The organism is Acinetobacter sp. CWB-G5, from assembly GCF_019209785.1.
Lineage (GTDB): Bacteria > Pseudomonadota > Gammaproteobacteria > Pseudomonadales > Moraxellaceae > Acinetobacter > Acinetobacter johnsonii.
On the sequence record NZ_JAHUTF010000001.1, the window covers coordinates 462,298 to 482,893 of the forward strand.

Sequence of the window (20,596 nt, forward strand, 5' to 3'; positions counted from 1 at the left end):
TATGCTTAAGCTGACTTTCTAGAGTTGACTTGCCCCTTAATCACGGCTTTCACATTGCCTTTTAAATAATTAAAAAACACTTTGAGCGGTGACAGTTTCGGATTTGGTTGTTTACCTTCTGCGATATCCTTAAATTGTGCGGCATACCAGATCACTTCCATAATCGCCATTTTATCAATCATCGAAATGCCTGTTTTGATCTTATCGACTGCATAACGTACATCTTGCCCTGCAATTAAACGATTGGTCACGTCGGGTTCTACCGCAAATGGACGTGCCATCCCAATAAAATCACACGCGCCACTTTCCAGTGCCGCATTCATACCCGCAGCAGTACGAAAACCGCCTGTCACCATCAGCTTACACTGGACTTGTTCACGAATTTTTTCAGCAAACTCTAAAAAATAAGCCTCACGTGCAATAGTCGATGCCTTACGCTTTTCTTGCTTCACCCCTGCCATCGCAGGTGCTTCATAGCTGCCCCCTGAAATCTCAATCAAATCAATCCCAGCCGCATCAATCGCTTTAAATGTCGCAATGACATCTTCTTCCGAGATTCCGCCACGCTGAAAATCTGCTGAATTAAGTTTGACAGAAATAATAAACTGATCCGAGGTCGCTGCACGTACCGCTTTATAAATTTCCAATAAAAAACGCATGCGGTTTTCAGCAGAGCCACCCCATTGATCTTGGCGTTTATTGGTCAACGGCGATAAAAACTGACTGATGAGATAACCATGTGCACCATGTAATTGCACGCCTTCAAAGCCAGCTTTTTCACAGATGGCGGCTGAAGTTGCAAAGCGTTGAATAATATCGAGGATTTCTTCTTCACGAAGCGCTCGTGGCGTTCCAAAGCTCATTGCTAAAGCGGGACTAAACGGTACTGCTGAAGGTGCAACCGTTTCCTTATTTAAGCCCTTAGGACACTGACGGCCCGGATGTGACAACTGCACCAATTGCACCATGCCATGTTTTTTACCAATCGCAGCCCATTGTTTTAGTGGTTCTAAGTCACGCTCGGTTTCAATCACCACCACGCCTGGCTCATTTTTAGCTCGGAAGTCCACCATCACATTACCTGTAATGGCACAGCCTAGGCCTCCTTTTGCCCAAGCCTCATACAAGCCTAAGTGCAAATGATTCGGCTGGCCTGCATGATTGGCGAGTGCTTCACTCATCGCCCCTTTAATCATCTTATTTTTAAAATAGACCTGCCCAATGTCGATTGCGCTTGCAAGCTGGCTCATGAAAATTCATCCTTTAATATTTTTTAGTGTTTTTACTCTATGTGTTTTTTGGCTACAGTCAAGAGAATTTGACAATTCATTTTGTCAAAATTTCCAACCTTTTATTTAGCAAAATAATTTTACTGATACTGACTGGCTTGAATCAATTGACGCGTATAGTCAAACTGCGGTTGCTCAAAAAGTTGTTCAGTGGCTTGCAACTCCACTACTTTGGCATGTCGTAAAACCAAAACCTGTTGGCAGAGTGCACGTACCACTTGTAAGTCATGGCTAATAAACAAATAGCTGATACCCTGCTCGTGTTGTAGGCGGCGTAATAACGCCACAATCGAACGCTGCGTGCTTCGGTCTAAGGCCGAAGTTGATTCATCTAAAATCAATAGTTTCGGTTGAAGCACCAAGGCTCGTGCCAAAGCTACACGCTGCCTTTGCCCACCAGATAGCTCATGTGGATAATAGCTTTTAAATGCGACTGGCAATTCCACCTGAGTTAAGACATTCTCAACATGCTGTGTCCGCTCAAACAAAGACAAAGGCTTTAAAGTCAAACCTTCTGCAATGATTTGTTCAACACTCATGCGTGGGTTCAAACTTGCGAACGGGTCTTGAAACACGATTTGAAAATCACCGCGAAGCGGACGTAATGCCTTTTGCGAGAGTTGGTTTAAATCATGTTCTCCAAACTGGATCTGCCCTCGACTTTCAATCAACCTTGCTACAGCCAGCGCCAAAGAACTTTTGCCTGCACCACTTTCCCCCACTACTCCCAAAGAATGCCCTTGAGCCAAACTCAACTCCAAAGCTTCAACCGCAGCAAGATACTGTGTCGTACGATTAAACCAGCCTTTTTTAATCGGAAATTTAACCTCAAGTTGTTTTAAGCGGAGCAAAGGTGCTGCATCTTGTACATTAATGGCTTGACCAAAAGAATGATTGAGTAAGTTTTGAGTATAAGTAGACTGCGACTGCTCAAAAATCTGCGCAACCGCCCCTTGCTCTACGACCTTACCTTGATGGATGACCACGACATCATCAGCATAGTGTTTCACCAAGTTGAGGTCATGGCTGATCAAAATCATGGCCATGTTATGGCGCTGTTGTAAAGACTTCAGCAAGTCTAAAATTTGAACTTGCAGCATCACATCTAGCGCTGTGGTAGGCTCATCAGCAATCAAAATATCAGGCTCTTGCACCAGTGCCATGGCAATCATGACCCGCTGGCGCTGGCCGCCAGACAGCTCATAAGGAAAACGCTGCAACACACTTTCAGGATTTGGAATACCCACATCTTCTAACAAGGCAATTACTCGTTGCCGCGCTTGTGTTTTAGACCAACCCTGTAACCATAAAGCCTCGGCAATGATCTTTTCCACCCGATGCAAAGAATTCAAGGCGGTCATTGGCTCTTGAAAAACCATCGCGATTTTTTGCCCACGAATCGACCTAAGTTGCGCATCGCTCAACTTTAAGAGATTTTTTCCGTCTAACAGTACTGAGCCTTGCACTTGGAGAACTTTCGGCAATAACCCCATCAAAGCTAAAGCACTGATCGATTTTCCTGAACCGCTCTCTCCAACCAGTGCTAAAGTCTGCCCAGCACGTAGTTCAAAACTGAGCTGATCGACCAATACCCTTTCTGCACTTTGAATGCTCAATGCATTCACTTTAAGTATGGAGGCTGTACTATTGGCGTGTAGGGTCAAATGCATAGCGCAAAGCCTCCCCGATATACATCAGCAACGCAAGCACAATAGCCAAGCTAAAAAAGCCAGACAGTGCTAACCATGGTGCATTTAAATTATTCTTGCCTTGTAACAAAAGCTCACCCAATGATGCCGCATCAGGCGGTAGGCCATAGCCCAAGAAATCCAGTGCGGTTAGCGCTGTAATATTGGCTGTTAAGATAAAAGGCAGTTGTGACAGGCTAGAGCTGATTGCGTTAGGTAAAATATGCCGAAAAATAATAGCTCGGTTGGTGACACCTAAACTTCGCGCGGCACGGACATAGTCCAACTGGCGGGCCCTTAAAAACTCAGCACGTACCAGTGGAACCAAAATCGTCCAACTAAATAACAGCATGATTAAAAACAGCCAGTAAATATTTGGGCTAAACATACTGACTAAAATCATCACCATGAACAGCATGGGTAACCCACCCCACACTTCTAAAATGCGCTGCCCGATTAAATCGACCCAACCACCGTAATAACCTTGTATTGCCCCAATCACAATACCTAATACTGCTGAGCTGAAAGTTAAAATAAAACCAAACAGTAGTGAGACACGTAAGCCATATAATACTCGTGCCAAAACATCACGACCTTGGTCATCTGTCCCGAGCCAATTTTGCATCGTGGGCTGTGACGGTACAGGAACAGTCAAATCTACGTTGGGAGTTTGATATGAATATCGAATCAACGGCCAAACAGCCCAACCTTTTGCTTGAATCAGCTGTTGTACTACTGGGTCTTTATATTCAGTTTCAGTCTCAAAAACTCCACCAAAAGTCGTTTCAGGATAGTGTTTCAATACAGGGAAATATAAGGTCTGATCATACTTAACCAACAGCGGCTTATCATTCGCAATCAGTTCTGCTGCTAAAGACAGTACAAAAACACAAATAAATAAAATACAACAACTAAGACCGAGCCTATTTTGCTTAAATCGTTTGAAACCTGCCTGTAAAATGGGTGACATCAGCCTCTCCCTTGCGAATCAAAATGTATTCGCGGATCAATCAACTGATACAACACATCGCCAATTAGACGCAGCAGCAAGCCCAACAAAGTAAAAATGAACAAGGTGCCAAAAATCACAGGATAGTCACGCTGCACAATCGCCTCAAAGCCCAATAGGCCTAAACCATCCAGATTAAATATGATCTCAATAAATAAATTGCCCACAAAGAAGTAAGCGATTAAAGCTTCTGGTAAACCTGCCACCACAATCAGTATCGCATTGCGAAACACATGACCATACAACACTTGAGACTCGGTCAGACCTTTAGAACGCGCCGTCAGCACGTAGGGCTTGCCTAGCTCTTCCATAAACGAATACTTGGTGAGATAAGTCACTGTGGCAAAGCCACCAATCACCATCGCCAAAAGCGGTAAAGCCATGTGCCAAAAATAATCTTTAATTTTTCCCCATAGTGACAAGTCCGCAAAATTTTCAGAAACCAAACCTTGTAAGGGGAACCATTGGAAATAAGAACCGCCTGCAAAAAACACAATCAGGAGAATTGCAAAAATAAACGCAGGAACTGCATAGGCCACTGCCAACAGTAGCGATGTAGACTGATCAAACACCGTACCGTGCAATCGGGCTTTTTTAATGCCCAAAGGAATCGAAATCAGATAAATCAGCAAAGCACTCCATAGCCCCAAGGACACGGATACAGGTAATTTATCCTTAATCAGCGCTGTAACGGGCTGGTCTTTAAAAAAGCTCGTGCCGAAGTCCAGTTGCGCGTAATTTTTCACCATTTCAAAGAAGCGTATATGCATGGGCTGATCAAAACCATAATGTGCTTGGATCTTTGCGAGCATTTCATCACTGAGTCCTTGCGCGCCTTGATAGACATTTGTGCCTACACCTGCACCGCCCAAATTACCTAAAGCTTGCATAGCTTCCGCTTGTTGAATGGCTTGTTCAACAGGACCACCGGGCGCAATTTGGATCACAGCAAAATTGATCAGCAAAATCAAAAATAAGGTCGGAACGATCAGCAACAGCCTTTTGAATATATACATACGCATCTCAAAAACCCCTATACCAGCTTATGGCTTGGCTGTCTGACCTAAGTACTGACTCACCTTTTTCGCCTGTTTGGCATCACTCCACCAATAATCCAAACCGACATGCAACTGTGGACTCCGTGCCGGTTTTTGATACATATTCCAATAGGCATACCATTGATCCGCTTTACCATAGGTTGGAATTTGATAATAACCCGCACGCAACAAGCGATCTAAAATACGCGTTTGAACGACCACTTGCTTACGATCATGCGCTTGAATCAACTGTCGGATCATCTGATCAATCACCGGATTTTGAATACCCGAATAATTATAATTTCCCACCTGATGGGCTGAAGCACTGCCCCACAGTTGCACCTGTTCTTTGCCTGGTGTCAAAGACTGTGGCATCGTTTGTAGGGTCATATCAAAATCTTGAGTCCGCATCCGCTCATAATACTGGGGTGTATCAACCTGTCGAATGTTCAGCTGTATTCCTAGGCGCTTTAGGTGGCGAACAAAAGGCGTAATTTCACGCACAGCATCACTCGGCTGAATCAGAAACTCAAACTGAATCGGCTTATTTTTCCGATCTAACAGTTGACTTTTTGCATTATATGTATAGCCGTTTTTTAATAAAATCTGTCGTGCGATAAGCAAATTATTTCGATTGTAGCCCGATCCATCTGAAGCTGAATAACGCCAGTTCTTTAAAACACCTTCTCGCTGCACAGGATGCAATTTCGCTAAATAAGGCTTTAAAATTTTAATTTCAACAGCCGAAGGCACACCTTTGGCCTCTAATTCACTATTAGAAAAATAACTTTGTAGGCGTTGATATTGCCCATAGAACATCGCTTTGTTTTGCCATTCGAAATCGTAGGCATAGGTTAAAGCTTGGCGAAAATAAATATCTTGAAAGGGCTGACGGCGAGTATTAAACACAAAACTTTGCGTTGGAATCGGATTGAAATGCTTAAATCGATATTTTTTAACGAGACCTTGTTTCGCTGCGGGAAAGTTATAGGCTGTCACCCATTGTCGTGCGGACTCTTCCTCATGCAAGGTATATAAACCCGCCTTAAACGCAGTAAAAGCAATATCTTTGCTACGATAATACACATAACCCACGCGGTTAAAATTATAGCGCCCTTGGTTAACCTTTAAATCTCTGGCCCAATACTTTGGATTACGCTTATAAACAACGCGCTGCCCTGCATTGATTTTCTCTAAAAGATAAGGGCCTGAACCTAAAATCGGCTTGACTGAAGTTTTACTAAAATCTTTGCCTTGCCAGTCTTTTTTGGAATAAATTGGCATTCTGGCCACAATCAAAGGCATTTCCACATTATTTCGGGTTTTAAAATGCATTTTGACACTGTATTTGGACAACACTTCGGTCTTGGCTAAATCCGACAAATACATCTGTAAACCAAAATTGGACTTGGTTTGAAAGATATCAAAACTGAACTTTACATCGGCTGCGGTAACAGGACTGCCATCACTAAACCGTGCTTTTGGGTTTAAATGAAAAATGATCGCGTTAAAGTTTTTCGGGTCATAGCTGACCTTTTCTGCCAGCAACGGATACATCACCGCGGGCTCATCCAAAGAACTACTCATAAGTGAGTCAAATAAATAGTTGGTTCCCTCAACCGCAGTACCGCGACCATTCATGCTGTTTAAGTTATCAAAACTCCCAATGACTGCACGTGTTAATTCACCACCCTTCGGTGCCTGCACATTGGCATAAGGCAGATGATCCAATTGGCTGTATTTCGGCGTACTATAGGGTGCAATAAAAGGCATGGTCTGCAATGCAGACCATGCCTTTAATGGAATCGCTACAAGGCTGAACAGCAAGAATGTTGTTCTAACCTTCATCGGGACTTTCTCTGAAATTGCATTTCAACTCAATACTAATTCGGCACCTTAATTACATCACCAATGCGCAACTGCGTATTCGGTTTAATGTCATTGAGCTCAGCCAATTGCGAAGTGTCCATACCATAACGACTTGCCAGTCCAATTAAGGTATCACCACGTTTCACTGTGTACTGTGAAATCAGTTTTGGAATTTGAATGGTTTGCCCAACTTGTAAGCCCGCACGCGGACTCAGATTATTTAAACTAGCAAGCTCTGACACAGACATCCCAGCACGGTTTGCAATTGAGTTTAACGACTCGCCTGACTTCACTTTATAAGCTTCAGTTGCACGGCTAGAAGTTGCTTGTGGCTTTGCTGCCACTGTTTCTGTTTTGATCGGCGCGGGATCAACATCACCTTCAATTTTCAAACGCTGACCGACACGAACATTGGCTGTACGGCTTAGGTTGTTTAATGCAGCCAAATAGTTCAGTTGCAAGTGATATTTACGCGCAATACTATTTAGGGTTTCACCCGATTTCACAACGTGAATATCGGTTGAGTTATTACTTGCAGTAGTTTGTTTTTCGACTGTTTTCGGCGTTTCAACAGCAGGCACTTCACCCGTTAATTTGAGTTTTTGACCCGCACGTAAGCCCGCTGTACGACTCATGTTGTTGAGGTCAGCAATATAATCCATACCCAAATTATATTTCGAAGCAATCGCAGTTAATGAGTCTCCAGACTGAACGGTATAAGTATCTGGCACGCTTGAACCCGCAGGGATCTTAATACTTTGACCCACTTGCAAGCCGCTATTGGTTGAAAGATTATTGAGATCAGCTAGCTCCGACAGGCTCATCTTCGACTGTGATGCAATGCTATACAAAGTATCACCACGTTGTACTTTATAACTTTCAACTTTGAACTGTGGCTCAGCTTTGACTGGAGATGCTTTGGCACTACTTGTCGTTAAGCTTTTGACATCATTGAGTGGCACATTAATTTTTTGTCCCACCAACAGGTTGCTGCCCGCATTTAAACCCGGTGTTAAATCTGCCAATTCTTGATTTGACAACGCATAACGGTCTGCAATCAGTTTCAGATATTCGCCACGTTTCACCGTATACGACTGAGTTGCTACTTTAGTTTGGCTCGTAGCTTTCTCATCGTTAGTTTTTGCTCGCGATTGTGCTGTTTCTTTTAAGGAAAGCTTTTGTCCCACACGTACGCCACTGGTCACACTTAAACCGTTATAGTCAGCCAACTGTTTTAAGCTTAAACCAAACTCATCCGCAATCCCTGTTAAGGTATCATTGGCACGAACAGTATAACTCTCAGGTTTAGTCTCAGCTTTCACGGTAGAACGTACTTCTATTTTTTCAGCTTGTGGTTTTGCATCATATAAATAAATCGATGTACCGACATAAAGTGTGGCATTCGCATCCATTTGGTTCCACTTCGCCACATCACGCCAGTTCACCCCATTTTTGGCAGCAATCAGCGCCAAAGTATCACCCGGTTGTACGGTATAAGTTGAACGTTTACCTTTTGGCGGCACAATCACAATTTCAGAGTCAGTCTTAACAAAATTTTTGCCTTGATTACGCTTCACTTCATCTGAATCTAAACGGGTATTGTCAGCCACAGACTTTGGATAAGCAAAACCTTTGGTTAACTCTTTGCCTTGCAGTTCAGCCACTGACTGACTGGTTTGAATTGCGGTGAGCTTAATTTTACCATCCAGAGGATCTACAATTTCTGTGCCTTGAGGGGCTAAAGCCTGAATTTCAGCTACCACTTCAGCTTGCTCTGCTTTCGTCGCAACTGGTTTCAGAACTTCATCGACAGTTTTGCTTTGACCTTCAGCTTGAATTGCCGCGGTTAACTGCTCACGTTCTGCTGCTGAAATTGGTGGTTCAACGGAAACTGGTTTCACTGGGGTCGCTGGCGTAACCGCAACTGGAATACGCGGCGCACTTGGAATATCGCTATTGGCAGCAAAAGCAGCCAGTGCATTAGACCCTTTAGGCGTTGAACCACGGGTAGGCGTCGTAATAGAAGTACTGCTTGACGACGTCACTGTAGACGAAGTGGCAGACTTTCCTGTTGTGGTTTTTGCGGTTGTCGTCGCTAAAACAGGTGGTGTAGTTTTCGACGGTGTGATCGCTTTGGTGTTCAACGTCGGTGGTTCAATTTTGCTTGGTTGAATCGTTTGGTTATTTTCAGGCAGTTTGGTATTTGCAGATGCCCACAAGCCGCCTGAACCACCCTGTAATTTTTTCAAACGTACATCCACTGAAGGACTCAAATCCGCAGGAATTAAAATCCGCATTGGACTTGCACCATCAATCCATTCACCACGGTGTCCCGGATTTAACTGATACAGCTCGGCACGACTTAAACCTGTAATCGACGCAACTTCATTTAGACTCACCGCGCCCACAGTGACTTCTCTAAAGTGCGGACGATTGGCAATCGGTGGTAAATTGATGTTATAGGCATTTGGATTTTTAATGATCTGTGCAACCGCCAAGAACCGTGGCACATAGTTCATGGTTTCTTCAGGCAATTTTAACGACCAATAGTCCGTCGGCAAACCTGCGGCTTTATTACGGTTAATCGCTTGTTGAATACGGCCCGGACCTGCGTTATAAGCCGCTAGTGCAAGTTCCCACGAACCAAACTGGTTATATAAACTGCCCAAGAACTCATACGCAGCACGCGTTGACTCGACCACATCACGGCGACCGTCGTATTGGCTACTTTGTTTTAAGCCATAAATACGTCCCGTACTTGGAATAAACTGCCATAAGCCCGCAGCCGCAGCACTACTGGTTGCAGCAGGATCATACGAACTTTCAATCACAGGTAGTAGAGCCAGCTCTGTTGGTAAACCGCGACGTTCGGCTTCTTTAACGGTGTGATACAAATAACGTGAAGCTCGTGCACTTAAACGATCCAAATACGGTTGGCGTGAAATAAACCACCCGCGCTGAGCATCAATACGCGGATTCCAATGATCGGTGTTCATTTTAAAGCCCACGGTCATACGCTTCCAAACGTCACCGTGCTTTAACACCAACAGGCGATCCCCTTCCACCGCACGCATGTCGGTTGCAGAAAGTAAATCTTCTAAAGAATCTAGGCTGTTTGCATCTAGGTAGTGCGATCCGACTTGTTTGGATTTAGATGTTTGCGTTGCACTTTGCGTCGAGGAACAACCAGCCAGTCCAAGTGTCGCAAGTGCTGAACCGAGTACTGTAATTTTAAATAATGTCGGTAACATCGGTTGGCCAAAAATGGCAGCTGACTTATACATAAGAAAATCCAAACAACTCGTATAAAATTTATTTTTTAGATCTGCCATTGTAGTAAAGCACGCCGCAGACACAAGGCGTTAATTTAACTTGAAATCAGTATAAATGTTACAAGAAATTAAAAAAGCTGCATCTTATACACTTCTCTAGTGCATTTGCGTTATACAATGGTGCCCGCTTAGTTTTAATTTTCAGTTTACGGAAGTTGTGTATGTCACAAACAATTACCCTGTATGTCGATGGTGCTTGTCGTGGAAACCCTGGTCTTGGGGGATGGGGTGCGTATGTTATTACAGAAACTGAAGAACATAAACTGTGTGGCGGTGAAGACAACACCACCAATAACCGTATGGAACTTACCGCAGCCATTGAGGGCATTCTTTTTTGCCCAAATGATGCGAAGTTGGTTGTCTGGACCGATTCAACCTATGTCAAACGCGGCATTACCGAGTGGATTACAGGTTGGAAAAAGAAAAACTGGAAAGACGTTAAAAATCCAGATTTGTGGAAAAAACTCGATGCAGCTTGCCTAGGCCGTGATATCGACTGGCACTGGGTCAAAGGCCATGCAGGTCATGAAGGTAACGAAATGGCAGATCAATTGGCGAACCTCGGTGCTGATCAAACACAGGCTCAACTTCGTCAGTCTAAAACAGCGACAACAGAACCGTCTGTAGATAAAAAAAAAGTTGAACCAGACTGGTTGTTAAACGACCCTTTTGGTTTGGGTTTCGATGACGAAGAAGTCGATAACAGCGAAGATTTAGCCGAAAGTGAAATAGACGTTGCAGAACAAGAGCCAAGTTTAGTCGCTGAACCAGAACTTGCTACAACGGTGCCTTCTATTGAACAAACGCCTGAATTTGCAACAAGTGTCGATTTAACACAACTCAAACAACATCCACAAATTGTGATTACTCCACGTAAAGTTGAGGTCTTTGGGCCTCGACAGCTCATCCTCGATACAGAGACCACCGGTTTCTATTATCAAGATGGCGATCGCATTATTGAAGTTGGTGCGATTGAAATGGTCAATCGGAGGCTCACAGGCAGCTCGATTCATATCTACATCAATCCGAAAAAACCTGTGGGCGACTCTGAAAATGTCCACGGTATCTCTGATGACTTTTTAAAAGATAAACCGCTGTATCAAGAGATTGCTGACACCTTATTTACCTATCTTAAAGGTGCGGAAATCATTGCGCATAATGCAAGCTTCGATATGAACTTCTTAGACATGGAGTTTAAGCGTGCAGGATTTGTTGCACTTTCTGAAGTTTGTGCAGTGACAGATACCCTCGCGATGGCAAAATCTAAGCATCCGGGGCAAAAAAACTCACTCGATGCCTTAGTTCGCCGTTACGAAATTCCACAGCGTGACCGTACCTTCCACGGGGCCTTACTGGATGCTGAAATTCTAGCCGACGTTTACTTGGCCATGACAGGTGGTCAGGTTTCCTTTGATATGGATGCCCTGTCACATAGTGAACAACAAAATGGGCAAAGTCAGCGTCAAACACTGGATATTGAACTGGCGGTAATTCACCCTTCAGCCGAAGAACTTGAAGCACATGAGACTTGGGTCAAACAATACCAAGAAAAACATGGCACACCCTGCCTTTTTGCCAAATAAATTCTAAAGTTTTTGTTAACTTTTGTATTACAAGATTTTTCAGTTAGGCTATAGTGATAAACAAGTTGCTATGCCTTCTTTGGGCCGCATATAAACACGATAAAACACTAGGATAGGTGCAGATCAATGTCTTACCAAACCTCTATTCATTTTGATCCAACGGCGCTGCTGATAATAAAAAATGAAGTGGATAACTCCATTAAGCTGGTTGAATCAGCTGTGAGCACCTTAGCAGAAGATCAGACTTTACCTTTTGGGATTGACGATGCATTAAACCAATTTGAGCAATGTGCTCAAGTGCTTGCATTGATTGATATGTCGAGCTTGGCCAAAATTGCTGAATATTCCGCAGAGCTTATGCGCAAGATCATGGGGAATCCTGCACAGATTAATACGCAAGATGTGATTGCACTCAGCGAAGGCACGACCATGCTGAAGCGCTATATTGAGTTCATTTGCTTAAGAGAAGTGAAAATTCCACAGTTTTTACTCGATACCTTAAACCGTCTTGAAATTGCATTAGCAAAGCCTCTAACGCAAGAAGGTCAACACATCGAGTCCTTACTGGACTGTATTACCCCAGATTTCAGCCTCCCTCAAGCACCAAGTCTTGAAAAATCTCAATATGTTCACCGCTTGTACAAGCTGTCTTTAAGCCAAATGCTGAAACAAGAAGAAAGCGAACTTGATTTACAAGCAATGAAATTGGTGGGCACTTATTTAGCGGGTCTAGCAGAACAAACGCCGAGTAAACAATATTGGAACTTGGTCTATGTTGCACTCAATCAAATTGAACAATTGCTCATTAATGAACCACGTTTACGCACTTTGATTAGCATCGAACGTAACATTGCACAGTTCTTTACTGCGCCTGAACGTTTCAAAGCCAGCCTCACCGATCTTGCCAACATTCTCAGCCTATGTATCAGCCAAGAAGACGAAGTTTCTCAACACATCCGTGGCAAACTCAATATTGGCGATGACTTACTCACAGATACGCAGCTGCAAGTTTTCAGTCGTCATCTGTATGGCCCAGATTTCGACACGATGCATACCATTAGTGATTTGGTAACCACCGAAATGTCGCAAATCCGCAATGACATTGAGTACAACTACCAAAACATGACCCCTGAAAAGACCCAAGAGCTCCAAGCAAAACTGGTCGATTTGGCGAACATTTTCAAAGTATTGAACTTAAATGAAGCGCATAATGACTTAAACCGTCAAGCAGCATCACTTAGTCAAGCAGATATGCTGAAAGATGAAGGTTTTGCGCAGCAGTTGATGAACGTGATCTTGTCGGCAATGAACTCGATTGGCGTGTTAGAACGTCACCATACTTCAAGCCGCCTACAGCTGCGTGTCAACAACATGAATATTTCACTAGACCGTTTAGATGAAGCCCATGCTGCTTTATTGACTGAGGCTAAAACGTCTATTGACTTAAGTAGTCAAGCTTTGGCGCAATATCAGGAAGAGCAAGATTTAGCTACACTTGAGAACACCCCTGCACAACTACGTGAAGTTGCTGGCGCAATGCTGTTCTTAGGCGCTGAAAATGGTCAAACTGCTCTGAATCTTTCAGCAGATTTTGTGCAACAACAAATCACGGCTGAAACTGCGCTCACTGCCGCTCAGGTGAATCATGTACTTGATGCTCTCGCAAGTGCAGATATGCTGATTGATAACTTAAAAAACAAACAGCCTGTATTACACAGTATGTTTGATGTAGCATTGAACAGTAGCCAAAAACTAAAGACTGTTGCCTAATGTCAGAACTTTCACTTGCTTATATTTTCCACCAACAACAATTGTTGGTGGACCATAACTTTCAATTGCCTCGTGTAGAAAAGCTAGCAAGTGATTTAAGTTTTCACTCGGATGATCAAGTGATTGCTCGAGACCTGCTAGACAATGAGCCAATCCCTGATGGCTTAGAACTCATCCCAATTCGCCAGTTGCTTCCACTCTGGAGCACCAAACAATTCGAACAGGCCAGCCGAGCTATTCAACTGTTAGAATGGCGTCGCAATCATAAATTTTGTAGTCATTGCGGCCACGCCACAGAAGCGCATGCCAGCGAATATGCCATGATCTGCCCTGCCTGCGGTTATCATCAGTATCCACGAGTACAACCCTGTGTTATCACCGTCATTACACGAGGTGAAGATGAAATTCTGTTGGCAAAAAATGCGCGTAATACCCGCAGCAATATGTATGGTTTGATTGCAGGCTTTGTTGAAGTCGGTGAAACCTTAGAAGAAGCTGTACGCCGCGAAACCTTGGAAGAAGTAGGCATTCGAGTTAAAAATGTTCAATACTTAGCGAGCCAGCCTTGGCCTTTTCCAAGTAACTTAATGATTGCATTTAAAGCAGAATACGCATCGGGTGAGCTTTGCTTACAAGAAGAAGAAATCAGCGATGCCCAGTTCTTTAAGTTTGATCAATTGCCTGAAATTCCGTTCAAAGGCAGTATTGCACATGCCATGATCATGCATGCGACAGAAGGCACAACGGTCGCGGATGACACACGTGAGTGGCTGTAAGCTCACTCACCATCGCTACAACAAATACACTTTAAAACCTAATTAGTGCTTAAGCGCATCCTCGAGCGCCTGCATAATTTTTTGCTTGGTCGTGAAGTAACGACTAAACAAACTCGATACTGAACCAATCATTGAAATATGACCAATGCGTGGCACCGTCCAAAGTTGACTGTAGTTGCCTTTTTCTTTCAACCTACGATCCAAATCAACAGCATTGCTTAACCCAACAACATCATCATTCTCAGCAACCAACAGATAATGTTTAACCCTATTCGACTCGACGAAATAATATGGCATCACTTCTTGATAAGGTCTGTTCTGATCAAAAGCATCCGCACAAATTGGATCACCTTTATAGTCAAAATGATAAGGGCCTGCCAAACCAATAATAGCAGTAATTTGACTGCGGCATTGTATTTCATATGGCTTCGGATGATAGAGCGCAGACATCACATTAAACGCGCCCGCAGAATGCCCCATCAACACCACTTTTTCAGTCGAAATTTGATATTTAAGTTGATGTACATTGAGATAATTTAAAGCCAAGCTGAGATCATCAATAGAGGCAGGAAAAATATGCTCAGGCGCCAAGTGGTAGTTAATTACAGCCACATCAAAGCCCTCTTTGGCAAAGGCTTCACCAATAAAACGATAATCTTTTTTATCACCATGCATCCATGCGCCACCGTGCACAAATACAATCAGAGGACGGTGTTCACGCGGTGTTTGTGTACGAAACAAATCTAAACGATGTCGCGCACGTAACCCATAGGCTACATTTTCTTGGACCGAATAACCCTTACGCGGTGTTAAACGGTTAAGGGCATAACTACCGACATCATAAATACGAAAGTCACGATAGAGTAATCTTGCATACTCTACCGAATGATTCAGTCTTTGAACAAAAGGCTGAAGCTTATTGAACATTATTTGGCTCAACTTGGTCTGGGTCTATCGCAACAGGCGTTTGCTCTGTCGGTGTTGAATTAATCATTGGTGATGCAAATGCACTGGTCGTTTGCGACTGTTGCTCTATATTATCCACCAGTGTGATAATTTTAGTCACATTCCCCACTTGCTGTAACACTTGGTTTAAATCGGTAATTTCAGCACCATTTAAACGTCCCATCACATATAACACGCCATCTTCGGTGTGAATACGCACTTTCGCATCTGAAACAACTGCAGCTTTCATGATCAAGCCACGTGTATTTGCTGTAACTGAGGTGTCTTGCATGATGGTGCTATAACTAATTTGGTTTCCAACTGTAATGTAGTTATGCACGGTTTTGACATCCGACATCGCACGTACATTGTCTTCAGCCAATTGACGTAAGTGTTGATCGGGTACTTGTCCTGTTAATAAGACATTGCCATGAAAACTTTCGATATTGACGCGTGACTGTTTAAAACGACTGTCCAATTTATATAAGTTAATTTTTGCAGTACGCTCAATTGAAGAGTCAATAAAGACCTGCCCTAATGAACGTGCACCGCTTTCTGTTCCTACAGCGGCTGTTCCTGTCCCACCCGAAATGAAACTTGCACATCCAGATAAACTTGCGACGCATAATACGGTCATTGCAATACGATTGAACACTCAGCAAGACTCCTCAACTTTTCAAACTATTTTAATTCAGCATTTCAGCTTTGATTTTGTTCAAAGATTAATAAAGTCTTGATCAAAAGTAAAAGCATTTTCTATCCATTGCTGATCATAAGTGAATTTTGAAAAATCTTGCTGTATGGTTTTTGCAATTTCTTTAAAAAAATCAAAACAAATCACATCAAAGCGGCAATAATATTGCTGGAAATGAGGATGATCTTGTAAAAATAACATGGCCGTTTTTGCTATTTTGCGTTGTTTTGAATAGGAAATTGTTTCAATAGCCTGCGCAAAACGCGTTTTTGAACGTGCTTTGACCTCAACAAAAACCAATTCCTGCCCTTTTTGTACAATCAGATCAATTTCGCCAAAGCGCGAGTGATAATTGGACTGTACATGAACATACCCCTGTTCTTCTAGCACAGTCAAAGCTTGTTGCTCTGCCCATTGTCCCAGTTTCATCTCTTTATCTTCCCTACTTCGTTTTTATTTTTTTAATCATCACATTTCGAAAAACTAAATATCGATCAAAAATCTCACGTCTTGATGTTTAAAACCACTGCTGTGAGTCTCTCGAACCAATCAATTCATTTCATTCTACGTTTTAAAGCCTCCTTGACGTTTAGATTTCAGCCGAATGTCTTCCCGACTCCTGCAAATCCATCGCCGACAATATTCTAACTCACGCCACGACGGACAATTCAGGTAGAATGCTTATCGTGGTATCGGTTGAATGCATCAAAGCACTCAAGCCAACCTATTATTTTATTATTTTGCAGCGCGGAGAAAACCCATGAGTGCCCAGTTATTTGTAGTCGCAACCCCTATTGGGCACTTAGATGACATGACTTACCGCGCAATTGATGTACTAAAATCAGTCAAAATCATTGCTGCTGAGGATACACGAACTTCAGCACAATTACTGAAACACTTTAATATTCAAACACCGCTCACCGCATGCCACGATCATAACGAAAGCAACAAAATTGACATCCTTATTCAGCGTTTGTTGAAGGGTGAAGATATGGCACTTATTAGTGATGCAGGAACGCCTCTTATCAGTGATCCGGGCTTTAAACTGGTTCGTGCGGCACAAGAGCATAATATCCGCGTAATTCCTGTACCGGGCGCTTGTGCTGCGATTGCCGCTTTAAGCTCAGTGGGCTTACCAAGTGATCGTTTCAGCTTTGAAGGTTTTTTGTCTTCTAAACAAACCCAACGACTGGCTAGCTTGGAAAAACTCAAAGACGAAACACAAACCCTGATTTTTTATGAAGCACCACATCGTATTTTAGACAGTGTCTGTGACATGGCTAAAGTCTTTGGTGCTGACCGCCCTGTCGGTTTTGCCCGTGAAATTACCAAAACCTTTGAAACCATTAAGAAGATGACTTTAGGTGAGTTGGTTGAATTTATTGCAAACGATCATCATCAACAAAAAGGTGAGATTGTATTGGTTGTTGGTGGTGCGACCACTGAAAAAGATATGGCACAAGAAAAACTCGACCAGCTTTTAACGCGTCTCTTAGAAGATTTGTCAGTGAAAGCTGCATCACAGTTAGCGTCTGATTTGACTGGCATTAAAAAGAAAATTGCTTACCAACGTGCTTTAGAATTGACACAAGATCAGGCTGAATAGGCTTCAATAGCTTAGAATAAAAGTATTGTTTTTGTTGTGAATGAAAAAATAAAGAGCAACAGACGTAAGTGCTTTGGCCTTTCTCTACTGCTCTCCATGTTAAGCGGTTCCATGTGAACCGCTTAACTCAAATTATGTAGTTATATCATTTAAAATTTATAAGCATGTGTATGGGTTGACTGATCGTCAGTTACAATCTCTATCGAATTAGCTTGCTTCTTGGTAAATACGACCGCCGGGTAGTTGGCAAAAGTATTGTTTCAACGCATCCAAACAACGATGGATCTTCATCGGCTGTTGTTCATGCTTTGAAATGATGGCATATAGCGTAAAGTTAGGGAGCTTCCACTCTGGAAGAACTTCCACTAAAGAACCGTTAACCAATTCTTTTTGCACATCTAAATATAAAATACGTGCAACCCCATGCCCATGTTGGCATAAAGTCTTTGTCACTAAAATATTATTACTGGCTACTCTTGATTTCATCTCAAGTTTAACCGCATCACCTGTCACCACATTTTTAAAATCAAAATCATGATTATTTTTCATAATCGTGATCGGAATAAGATCATGATTTTTCAAATCTTCAGGTCGTGAAATTGGTGCAGACTGATTCAAATAGCTCGGTGAAGCAACCAAAATCTGTTCAACGCGCGCCAATGGCACGACATGTACGCTTTGATCGTCAACTGTTGGGCTCATTCTGAGGGCAATATCAATTCGCCCATTCATCAAATCCACATAATGATTATCTGCCTCAATATGAATAGATAATCCACGATGTGCAGACATCCAATGCGACAAAGCAGGAATCACATGATTGGCACCTAACTCTGGCGTAGTGGCTATTCGCAGCTCACCCACAAGATCATCGCGCAATTCATTGATACGTATTTTGCCACGTTCAGCAGCGGCGAGCATTTCTTGACAGCTGTGGAAAAAAGCCTGGCCTGCTTCAGTTAAATTCAACTTTCTTGTTGAGCGATGTAAAAGAACAACTTCCATCTCTTGCTCTAAAGAACGAATTTGCTGACTCACAGCACTTGTAGTGATGCCTAACTCACGCGCGGCACCACTAAATGAACTCTTTTCGACAACACAAGCAAAAACACCCATTGCCCGTAGTTGATCTAACATAAAATTCTCTCTGGATTCATGAGAAGTTTTCATCTATTTGATAAAAACAACTCATTGTATTATACGGTGAATTTTTTGCGTTGCATCCAGATTTTTTAATTTAATGGTAAAACTATAGTCGGATTGATTGGCTTGCCATCTAAGCGTACTTGGAACTCTAACATGGTGCGTGTTGCACCTGTGGAGCCCATTTCAGCAATTTTCTGTCCTGCCGTCACATTTTGACCGCTCTTCACATTCATTGCACTGTTGTGTGCATATGCTGTGATATAACCATCAATATGCTTAATCAAAATTAAGTTTCCATATTCTTTCAATCCGTCTGCTGCATACACCACTTGGCCATCTGCTGCTGCATAAATTGGATCACCTTGGTTACCAGCATAGCGAATACCTTTCACATTATTTGCTAAATTATAACCTTGCAAAACAGCGCCATTACTTGGTTTTACCCAGCGTAAAGTTGAACTTTTCGAGCTCGCAACAGGTGCGGTCGGTACTTTAGCAGGAGTTGTTGTGGTTGTGGTGGTCGTATTTTGACTCGGGAGACCAACATTTTGACGTTGAATTGGAGCGGTTTGTGTAATAGGTTGCGTCGTGGTTGTACGTGGGCTACCCGAACCTTTTAAACGTAATGACTGCCCCACATAAATACGATACGGCGCAGCAATATCATTCATGTCTGCAACAGAGGTATAACTCAGCCCATAACGAGTTGCAATACCGCTCAGCGTGTCGCCTGAACGAACTGTATAATAGTCTGGTGCTTTCGCAAAACGTGTTGCATTGTTAACCTGTGGTTTAGAAGCACAACCACTCAAAATAACAGTTGAAACTACAGCTGTGGATAACACGACAGTTTTCAACAGTGCTGTAGGAATTGCAATAAAACGAATTTGAGACAACACAGACATTTATCTTACTCTCTAAAAATACAAAAAATAATCAGTTTAATTTGCGCTAAGATTAGCAAAAAAGTATGTGAAAATAGTATCTCTGCGCGTATTTTCACAAAGTTATAACAAACAGCTGAATACACTCCCTGTATTGCTCAGCTGTAGTGCCTTTTAAGCACTTATTTGCCCTTGTAATGCATGCAAAACTTCATAGTTGGTTGCATCCATCTGAATAGGCGTAATACTGACAAAACCATTCGCCACGGCGAAAAAGTCTGACTCTACCTCATCATAGCCTCTTTTCGGTTCTGCCACAGCTTCACCTGCAAGCCCAATCCAGTACACTTGACGACCACGTGGGTCAACATGACTGGTAATCGGCTTAGACTGACGACGACGTCCTTGATAAGTAATTTTAGCGCCCTGTAACTCAGCCACATCTGGAATATTAATATTTAAAATATGGCGTGGTGGCAGTGCTGGCAAACCTTGTTTCACAAAGTCATGCACCCACTGTGCAGCATGATGATAATCTTCTGGGCGGTTATACGATCGCACTTCAGGGCCCGCAAGTGATACCGCAATGGCTGGCTGTTTCATTAGACGCCCTTCAAAGGCTGCTCCAACTGTACCCGAGTAGAGTACATCATCACCCAAGTTTGCCCCGCTATTGATACCACTCACAACCAGATCAAACTCAAAGTCAAATAAGCCATTCATGGACAAATAGACACAGTCCGCGGGTGTTCCATTGACTGCCCACATGTCGGGTGCAATTTCGATTGGGCGTAAGGGGCGATCTAAAGTTAAAGCACTGGAAAAACCACTGCGTTCACTTTCAGGTGCTACAATCACCACGCGACCTAATCGACGTAAAGCATGTGCGAGCGCTTGAATACCTGGTGCAAAAACACCATCGTCATTAGCTATTAAAATATTCACTGATGGATCTTCTTAAATCTATA

Annotated in this window: 16 protein-coding genes; 4 read left to right on the forward strand and 12 right to left on the reverse strand. The window is 42.9% G+C overall.

The window, feature by feature from the left end; translation table 11 throughout:
• Positions 1-5: 5 nt before the first annotated feature.
• The 6 genes from KVY11_RS02280 to KVY11_RS02305 form a co-directional block, all read right to left on the reverse strand.
• Positions 6-1,250, reverse strand: coding sequence for an NADH:flavin oxidoreductase/NADH oxidase family protein (locus tag KVY11_RS02280; protein ID WP_218287970.1), 1,245 nt, complete (start codon positions 1,248-1,250; stop codon positions 6-8).
• Positions 1,251-1,369: 119 nt separating this feature from the next.
• Complete coding sequence (locus KVY11_RS02285) at positions 1,370-2,959, reverse strand: ABC transporter ATP-binding protein (protein WP_218287971.1); 1,590 nt, start codon at positions 2,957-2,959, stop codon at positions 1,370-1,372.
• Positions 2,934-3,947 carry an ABC transporter permease gene (locus KVY11_RS02290; protein WP_218287972.1) on the reverse strand — a complete coding sequence of 338 codons (1,014 nt, stop codon included), beginning with the start codon at positions 3,945-3,947 and terminating at the stop codon, positions 2,934-2,936. The genes KVY11_RS02285 and KVY11_RS02290 overlap by 26 nt, the downstream gene beginning before the upstream one ends.
• Positions 3,947-5,008 (reverse strand): microcin C ABC transporter permease YejB, encoded by a 1,062-nt coding sequence (locus tag KVY11_RS02295; protein WP_218287973.1) that lies wholly within the window; start codon positions 5,006-5,008, stop codon positions 3,947-3,949. Before KVY11_RS02295 ends, KVY11_RS02290 begins: the two co-directional genes overlap by 1 nt.
• Before the next feature lie 21 nt (positions 5,009-5,029).
• Positions 5,030-6,871: an extracellular solute-binding protein gene (locus KVY11_RS02300; protein ID WP_218287974.1), complete on the reverse strand. Its 1,842-nt coding sequence runs from the start codon at positions 6,869-6,871 to the stop codon at positions 5,030-5,032.
• Between the two features lie 35 nt (positions 6,872-6,906).
• A complete protein-coding gene (locus KVY11_RS02305) occupies positions 6,907-10,176 on the reverse strand; it encodes a LysM peptidoglycan-binding domain-containing protein (RefSeq protein ID WP_218287975.1) in 3,270 nt (1,089 codons plus the stop codon).
• Positions 10,177-10,385: 209 nt separating this feature from the next.
• On the opposite strand from KVY11_RS02305, the gene dnaQ reads away from it, so the two are divergent.
• The 3 genes from dnaQ to nudC all read left to right on the forward strand — a co-directional run bounded on the left by dnaQ (position 10,386) and on the right by nudC (position 14,353).
• Positions 10,386-11,807, forward strand: coding sequence for a DNA polymerase III subunit epsilon (gene dnaQ, locus KVY11_RS02310; RefSeq protein WP_218287976.1), 1,422 nt, complete (start codon positions 10,386-10,388; stop codon positions 11,805-11,807).
• A gap of 126 nt (positions 11,808-11,933) precedes the next feature.
• Entirely contained in the window at positions 11,934-13,577 is a 1,644-nt protein-coding gene (locus tag KVY11_RS02315) for a chemotaxis protein (protein ID WP_218287977.1), read from the forward strand.
• Entirely contained in the window at positions 13,577-14,353 is a 777-nt protein-coding gene (nudC, locus tag KVY11_RS02320; RefSeq protein ID WP_218287978.1) for an NAD(+) diphosphatase, read from the forward strand. The genes KVY11_RS02315 and nudC overlap by 1 nt, the downstream gene beginning before the upstream one ends.
• A 42-nt stretch (positions 14,354-14,395) precedes the next feature.
• Here nudC and KVY11_RS02325 read toward each other — a convergent pair whose 3' ends face one another.
• From KVY11_RS02325 to KVY11_RS02335, 3 genes are read right to left on the reverse strand one after another with little or no spacing between them, the layout of a single operon-like run.
• Positions 14,396-15,280, reverse strand: a complete 885-nt coding sequence (locus tag KVY11_RS02325; protein WP_218287979.1) for an alpha/beta hydrolase — start codon at positions 15,278-15,280, stop codon at positions 14,396-14,398.
• A complete protein-coding gene (locus KVY11_RS02330) occupies positions 15,270-15,953 on the reverse strand; it encodes a BON domain-containing protein (RefSeq protein ID WP_005399779.1) in 684 nt (227 codons plus the stop codon). The genes KVY11_RS02325 and KVY11_RS02330 overlap by 11 nt, the downstream gene beginning before the upstream one ends.
• Before the next feature lie 60 nt (positions 15,954-16,013).
• Entirely contained in the window at positions 16,014-16,421 is a 408-nt protein-coding gene (locus KVY11_RS02335; protein WP_005399780.1) for a YraN family protein, read from the reverse strand.
• A gap of 331 nt (positions 16,422-16,752) precedes the next feature.
• On the opposite strand from KVY11_RS02335, the gene rsmI reads away from it, so the two are divergent.
• Positions 16,753-17,598 carry a 16S rRNA (cytidine(1402)-2'-O)-methyltransferase gene (gene rsmI, locus KVY11_RS02340; protein ID WP_218287980.1) on the forward strand — a complete coding sequence of 282 codons (846 nt, stop codon included), beginning with the start codon at positions 16,753-16,755 and terminating at the stop codon, positions 17,596-17,598.
• Positions 17,599-17,805: 207 nt separating this feature from the next.
• On the opposite strand, the gene KVY11_RS02345 is transcribed toward rsmI, so the two are convergent.
• From KVY11_RS02345 to surE, 3 genes are all read right to left on the reverse strand, one after another.
• Positions 17,806-18,735, reverse strand: coding sequence for a LysR family transcriptional regulator (locus KVY11_RS02345; RefSeq protein WP_010326350.1), 930 nt, complete (start codon positions 18,733-18,735; stop codon positions 17,806-17,808).
• Positions 18,736-18,830: 95 nt separating this feature from the next.
• Entirely contained in the window at positions 18,831-19,649 is an 819-nt protein-coding gene (locus KVY11_RS02350; protein WP_125274788.1) for a peptidoglycan DD-metalloendopeptidase family protein, read from the reverse strand.
• 153 nt (positions 19,650-19,802) lie between these two features.
• Complete coding sequence (surE, locus tag KVY11_RS02355; protein WP_218287981.1) at positions 19,803-20,573, reverse strand: 5'/3'-nucleotidase SurE; 771 nt, start codon at positions 20,571-20,573, stop codon at positions 19,803-19,805.
• Positions 20,574-20,596: the final 23 nt, after the last annotated feature.

Bases quoted from the DNA above. Each gene is read 5' to 3' on its own strand.
- KVY11_RS02280 (WP_218287970.1), bottom strand. From the start codon at position 1,250: ATGAGCCAGCTTGCAAGCGCAATCGACATTGGGCAGGTCTATTTTAAA.
- KVY11_RS02285 (WP_218287971.1), bottom strand. From the start codon at position 2,959: ATGCATTTGACCCTACACGCCAATAGTACAGCCTCCATACTTAAAGTG.
- KVY11_RS02290 (WP_218287972.1), bottom strand. From the start codon at position 3,947: ATGTCACCCATTTTACAGGCAGGTTTCAAACGATTTAAGCAAAATAGG.
- KVY11_RS02295 (WP_218287973.1), bottom strand. From the start codon at position 5,008: ATGCGTATGTATATATTCAAAAGGCTGTTGCTGATCGTTCCGACCTTA.
- KVY11_RS02300 (WP_218287974.1), bottom strand. From the start codon at position 6,871: ATGAAGGTTAGAACAACATTCTTGCTGTTCAGCCTTGTAGCGATTCCA.
- KVY11_RS02305 (WP_218287975.1), bottom strand. From the start codon at position 10,176: ATGTATAAGTCAGCTGCCATTTTTGGCCAACCGATGTTACCGACATTA.
- dnaQ (WP_218287976.1), top strand. From the start codon at position 10,386: ATGTCACAAACAATTACCCTGTATGTCGATGGTGCTTGTCGTGGAAAC.
- KVY11_RS02315 (WP_218287977.1), top strand. From the start codon at position 11,934: ATGTCTTACCAAACCTCTATTCATTTTGATCCAACGGCGCTGCTGATA.
- nudC (WP_218287978.1), top strand. From the start codon at position 13,577: ATGTCAGAACTTTCACTTGCTTATATTTTCCACCAACAACAATTGTTG.
- KVY11_RS02325 (WP_218287979.1), bottom strand. From the start codon at position 15,280: ATGTTCAATAAGCTTCAGCCTTTTGTTCAAAGACTGAATCATTCGGTA.
- KVY11_RS02335 (WP_005399780.1), bottom strand. From the start codon at position 16,421: ATGAAACTGGGACAATGGGCAGAGCAACAAGCTTTGACTGTGCTAGAA.
- rsmI (WP_218287980.1), top strand. From the start codon at position 16,753: ATGAGTGCCCAGTTATTTGTAGTCGCAACCCCTATTGGGCACTTAGAT.
- KVY11_RS02345 (WP_010326350.1), bottom strand. From the start codon at position 18,735: ATGTTAGATCAACTACGGGCAATGGGTGTTTTTGCTTGTGTTGTCGAA.
- KVY11_RS02350 (WP_125274788.1), bottom strand. From the start codon at position 19,649: ATGTCTGTGTTGTCTCAAATTCGTTTTATTGCAATTCCTACAGCACTG.